General features: G+C 60.7%; 6 protein-coding genes and 1 pseudogene. 6 read left to right on the top strand and 1 reads right to left on the bottom strand.

All coding sequences use genetic code 11. The features are described from left to right. The 3 genes from AC1Q61_RS32605 to AC1Q61_RS32595 all read left to right on the top strand — a co-directional run. On the top strand, positions 1-743 hold a 743-nt coding region (locus AC1Q61_RS32605; protein ID WP_492651463.1), incomplete at its 5' end, for a 3'-5' exonuclease. Between the two features lie 14 nt (positions 744-757). Then, on the top strand, positions 758-1399 hold the full coding sequence (locus AC1Q61_RS32600; RefSeq protein ID WP_075835732.1) for a hypothetical protein: 642 nt from the start codon (positions 758-760) through the stop codon (positions 1397-1399). 122 nt (positions 1400-1521) lie between these two features. After that, positions 1522-2208 carry a hypothetical protein gene (locus AC1Q61_RS32595; protein WP_064112220.1) on the top strand — a complete coding sequence of 229 codons (687 nt, stop codon included), beginning with the start codon at positions 1522-1524 and terminating at the stop codon, positions 2206-2208. A 222-nt stretch (positions 2209-2430) separates the two neighbouring features. On the opposite strand, the gene AC1Q61_RS32590 is transcribed toward AC1Q61_RS32595, so the two are convergent. Next, a complete protein-coding gene (locus AC1Q61_RS32590) occupies positions 2431-2652 on the bottom strand; it encodes a hypothetical protein (protein ID WP_075835736.1) in 222 nt (73 codons plus the stop codon). A gap of 267 nt (positions 2653-2919) precedes the next feature. Between AC1Q61_RS32590 and AC1Q61_RS32585 the strand changes: the two genes are divergently transcribed. The 3 genes and pseudogenes from AC1Q61_RS32585 to AC1Q61_RS32575 all read left to right on the top strand — a co-directional run. After that, positions 2920-3588, top strand: a complete 669-nt coding sequence (locus tag AC1Q61_RS32585; protein ID WP_075835737.1) for a hypothetical protein — start codon at positions 2920-2922, stop codon at positions 3586-3588. Positions 3589-3680: 92 nt separating this feature from the next. Then, the gene (locus AC1Q61_RS32580) at positions 3681-4217 is read left to right on the top strand and encodes a hypothetical protein (RefSeq protein WP_075835739.1); all 537 of its coding nucleotides are present in this window, start codon (positions 3681-3683) and stop codon (positions 4215-4217) included. Positions 4218-4657: 440 nt separating this feature from the next. After that, positions 4658-4780: pseudogene (locus AC1Q61_RS32575) on the top strand (HNH endonuclease family protein); the annotation flags it as partial. Between the last annotated feature and the right edge of the window lie 77 nt (positions 4781-4857).

Raw genomic sequence — 4857 nt, 5'->3', positions numbered from 1 at the left:
CACCCCAACCCGCCCACAACGACGGCACCTTCACCTGGACGAAAGCGCCGCGCGCAGAATCTGGACACGCGAAGAACCGGGCCACCGCAGCCGAACTGGCCGCCTACCGTGGCATCAGCACCGCACAAGCCCACGAGATGATCAGCGCCGAAGTCGCATCCGGCAGATCCGCGGACGACGCCGTCCGCAGCCTCTACAAGTCGTACAACCCAGCCGCAGATACCCGCCGTCGTTTCGTCGTTGCCGACATCGAAACGAATTCTCTGTCAGCGGGACGTGGCGAGATCATCCAAACCGGCGCAGTCGTGATGAACGGGCAAGGCAAGGTCGTTGAACGAATCGACGAACTTCACGGAATCGATGCTCGCACAGCACGAACGATCGGAACGGGCGCCAAAGACGTTCACCGCATCAACTACCAGGACATCCACGGCAAGCCGCCATTTGCGCAGTCCCAGGCTAAAACAAGACTGCAGGAACTGTTGAGCGATCCAAACACCACGATGGTCGCGCACAACGCGAGTTTCGAACGCCAATACTTCGCCGCAAACGGGGTCTCCGCCGACCGCGTCATCGACACCATGACGCTCTCCAGGCGATTCGACCACAACAGCACCGGTGCTCGCCTCGCTGACTTCACTGCCGCACACGGCGTCGAGTACCGCGATGCTCACAACGCATTCAAAGACGCCCATATGACAGCTCGAGCCCTACTCGGGTTCTGGCGTGATCAACACAAATAGAAGCGGAGCCATTCGTGTCCGAACAATCGACGATCGAGTCGAACCTTCCCGACTCCCACCCTCGGCGTCCGGGGACTGTGAGTCGGGCCGTCTGCGGCTCGATCGCCAGCTTCGCTGTACCAGCAGCGATACTGACTGCCGCATTCTCCGAGTCGCCTCGGGAGCGAGTGTCTTTCGACGAGACCACCACCGACGCGTGGACCCGATCGCTCTACAACCTGTCTACATCCCTGACCTCGTTCGCGGAGGAGACTGGCGCCAGCACAGCAGCAGTCGACAGAGTCGGCGCAGGCATCACTCTCGGCGCATTCACATTTGCACTCATCCTCTCCGTCGCCACATACGGCCTACGGGCACGCGTATTCACGGACTTCGCCGAATCCTGGCGCAGATTCTCGCTGCGCCTCAGTCGGACGGTCGGCCCCGTGTTGCGGTGGTACGTGGCGCTGCTGATCTCGACGGCCGTCACTGCCGGAGGCGCCGGCCACTCTGTAGCGATCCTCACAGTGCAGGGAGCCGTGTCAGCGATCGTGTGGGTGCTCCTGTTAGTCCTGTGCGCATACCCATCCCAGACGGGATCACTTTTCATGCAGACGATTACGTCGATCATGCGCAAAGTCGTCTTGCGCGCTGAGTCCCGACACATCGCCACCTAATCGACCGTGTCCCGCCCCGCCCCCGTCGCCGGCAAACGCACTAAAAGGCCAGTAACCCACTACCAGCCAGTCCCATTCCGGGGCCGACCTCGAATTGCACACCGAGAACAGGAGAAAGCCCAATGTCCCATCCAACAGAAACAGGGCCCACCGCACCCGCAGAACTATCTGCTCGATCCACGAAGAGTCCGTGGCCACAAGCCACGAGGCTGGCTGCAACAACGGCGCTACTCACGTTTCTCTTCACCTTCATTCTCGCGGGATCGTGGTGGCAAACCCCGACCGCCGAAACGAGCTCGCAGGGCATCAACGCACTGGAGGACTTGGCTTCCGCCCTCACCAGGACCGCAGAAGTTGCAGGTAGCAGCGTCAATGCAGTTGCAGTCATTACCTTGCTGGTCGTCGTGTCACTCGTCGGTTTGATCGCCGTCGTGGCCCTCATAGCTACGGCGTCGAAACTCATCTCGCGCGCACGGAGTAAAACTTCCGCCACTGGAAGCGATCTCGAATACGTCATCAGCTGGGCGCGGACGGTGGGGTCCATGTCTCAGCCACTCTTGTCTTTGTATGTGGCAGTTCTGGTTTCGACGGCCCTCGTAGCGCACAACGCTGGGCTTCCGATCGCCCTGTCGACATCGACGTCGGCGAGCGACGTGATCCCAGCAGCGATTGTGCTGCTTGCTACGTCATTCCCCGTTCAGGTCACGTCACGATTCGCGAAGGTGTTCGGCCCACAGTTCCGCAAGTTCAACGACCGGTTCGACGCAATGGGTCTCCGCCGCAACATTTTGCGTAGCGGAACCAAGTAGCTCGCAGGTCGTCGACCCACCCCGATCGGTTCACCCCGAACTGTACAAAGGAGCACTAGAGGCGCCCAGTCCGACGGCGCCGCTCACAGTAATGACTCCGAAGGTAGCGAAGGCCAGGATGTGCGGTTTTCGAGGTCTACCGATGCAAGAGGGATCCACACAGGAAGACCACGTCAGCAGAACGAGTTCGCTTCTGCTGACGTGGCCTTCACCATTCCGCTACTACGCTGACCACGACGGTGGACCGAGCTCCGCAACAACCTCGGGAGCAGCGATCTCCAACAACTCGTACGCCAACTGTGCAGCCTCCTGCACTTCGTCGGGGTACGGCCCCCCTCTCTGCTCACACTCACGCGCGGCCGTCAACGCTGATCGCAACCGCGGCGCATCATCGTCGGATGCCAAGTCCTGCGCCTGAAAGAGGAAACTGGATGCTTTGGTCATATCCAAACGCTATCGGTCAGCCCTCCCTCTAGGCGGCATCCACGCCAGCGCCTGCGAACCACCAAGAGCCCGTGGAATGTTCCACACGCGCCTTGCTGTCCACCCACGACGGTCGAATCATCAGGGATCCCGCGAGCATCACGACCCACCGGCACCGACCGCCGCGATCGGAACCCCACCACCCGTTCAAGACACAGCCGAGCACCACTACACCGGAACAGCGCCCGATAACGTCCGACCTGGATACACAATCCGGAAGGCACTCTCATGACGAAGATCAGAGCCACAGGAAGAACGACGCTCACCCGCACCGAACTCGATTGGTGGTCGAACACCGCCGCCGACCTGCAGACAGTGAACCGGCGGTACCCGAAGGTGGCGTCGGCGGAACGCGTCCCCGTCGGCGAAACCCGCGTCTACCACCACCGCGTCGACGGTGATCCCGTCCCCGTGCTCGCCGTATCAGCGACGGACATCGACACCCACACCGACACTGCTGCGGGACGCTGGATCGTCGCGAACACCTTGTCCTGGGCGCAATACCCTCCGCGCCAACACAAACCCGGATACGGCACACCGCTCGGGATGCTCGCCGCTGTGCTCATCCTCTTACCTGCTGCATTCAGCCACGACGTCGACAGCAGTTCCAGACTGACCGCACTCGTCGCCGCCGCGATGCTCGTCCCTGCAGGTCTGTGGCTTCTGCGGTATCGACGCCGGCGATTCCAAGACAGGACATGGGCAGCTGACAGTGAAGCAACCAGCGCTGCAGGCTTACCTGCCGCCCAACGACTCCTCACCACCACAGAACCAGCGCTCTACAAGACGATCGTGCACACCTGGATCAACCAGCGACGCACCACAGCGCCAGCCGCTCGACTACAACGCCTGCAGCAGCGTGAGCGGACCCCACGCGACGAACGCTCGACGAAATAACCAGATGGCCGGCCCTCGGACTCGCTCTGACGACTCTGCCCGAGCACGCCGAGATCACCGTTGAACTGCTCCAACACGAATAGGGAACGTCGATGAGAAGTCAGATCTGCACGCTACTGCTGCTCGACCTGATTGCGGTCGCGGGTTTGACTTGGATGCTCGCCCTGCCCCCTGTCGAACAGCTCGAACCTGCCGCCGAGTGCTACACAACCCTGCTGGGCGGCACCGGATCTCCAATGTGCCCGACCACTATCCAGACCTTCTTGACAACCCACGCCGCTGTGCCAGTGGCCATCCTTGTCGGCATATGTCTTGCGATCGCCCACACTCGCGTATTCCTTGACCACCGAGCCCTGCCCGAACGTGTGAAAGGCGAACCGCTCGGATACGACTCAACCCGAACGGGAATGCCAGCGGCAATGTCGGCGAACTTCACCTGCGACGCGTGCGGAACAACGGATCTTCGAGAAGTAATGAGCGAAAGCTACTGCACTGGAGACGAATACGAAACGCGAGCAGGGTGGACCTGCGCCCGCGGTGAAACCTACTGCCCGATATGCGCCGACGTACGCACTCAAACCTGGGGCGAACATCTACAAACCAACGAAATCGAAAGGCTGGAGCGCTGACTGACCTCGACACTATGCCGAAGCGCGCTTACCTCCCGACTCATCTGCGTGTTTGAACCCATCAGTGGCCCAGCGATCAGCCCGCCGAATCGTGCGTGCCGCATCCACCACCTCACTTGATGAAACTCATCAACGCACAACTTGATACTGCCCAAACCCGATACGTAACAACTTCACCGAAAGGACATTCAGTGTTCGGAATTCGACACTCAACCAAACCGATCCGCCATGTAGCGACGTCCTTCGTGGCCGGCGCCTTCGCAGGCATCCTTGCGTTGGCGATCAGCGGTTGCGAGTTCAATGCGCCCATCGCCGCTGACCCGGGCATCGTGAATCCTGTAGGAGCAGAGGTCGAACCGAGCGCACTCAACGCCACGAGCGACGGGTCAGCACCTCGGAATTGGCAGCTGACCGGCACAGAACTCGACCGCGCGACGACTCTTCTCGAAACGCTTCCTGTGAAGGGGCGCGCACCCAAGACGGGCTATTCCCGTGATCAGTTCGGGGTCGCATGGACAGATGATGTTGACGTCGAATTTGGCCACAATGGTTGTGACACACGAATTATCTGCACGCAGTTTTGACATATCTCAAAACCTTGCTGGTAGGCCCCCATTGTTCGATGTCGACGGTGTGAGTT

The sequence above is a fragment of the Rhodococcus sp. MPR-R1B genome (genome assembly GCF_058793255.1).
The sequence above is the reverse complement of the archived record's forward strand: the minus strand, read 5'-3'. Positions and strand labels throughout refer to the sequence as shown.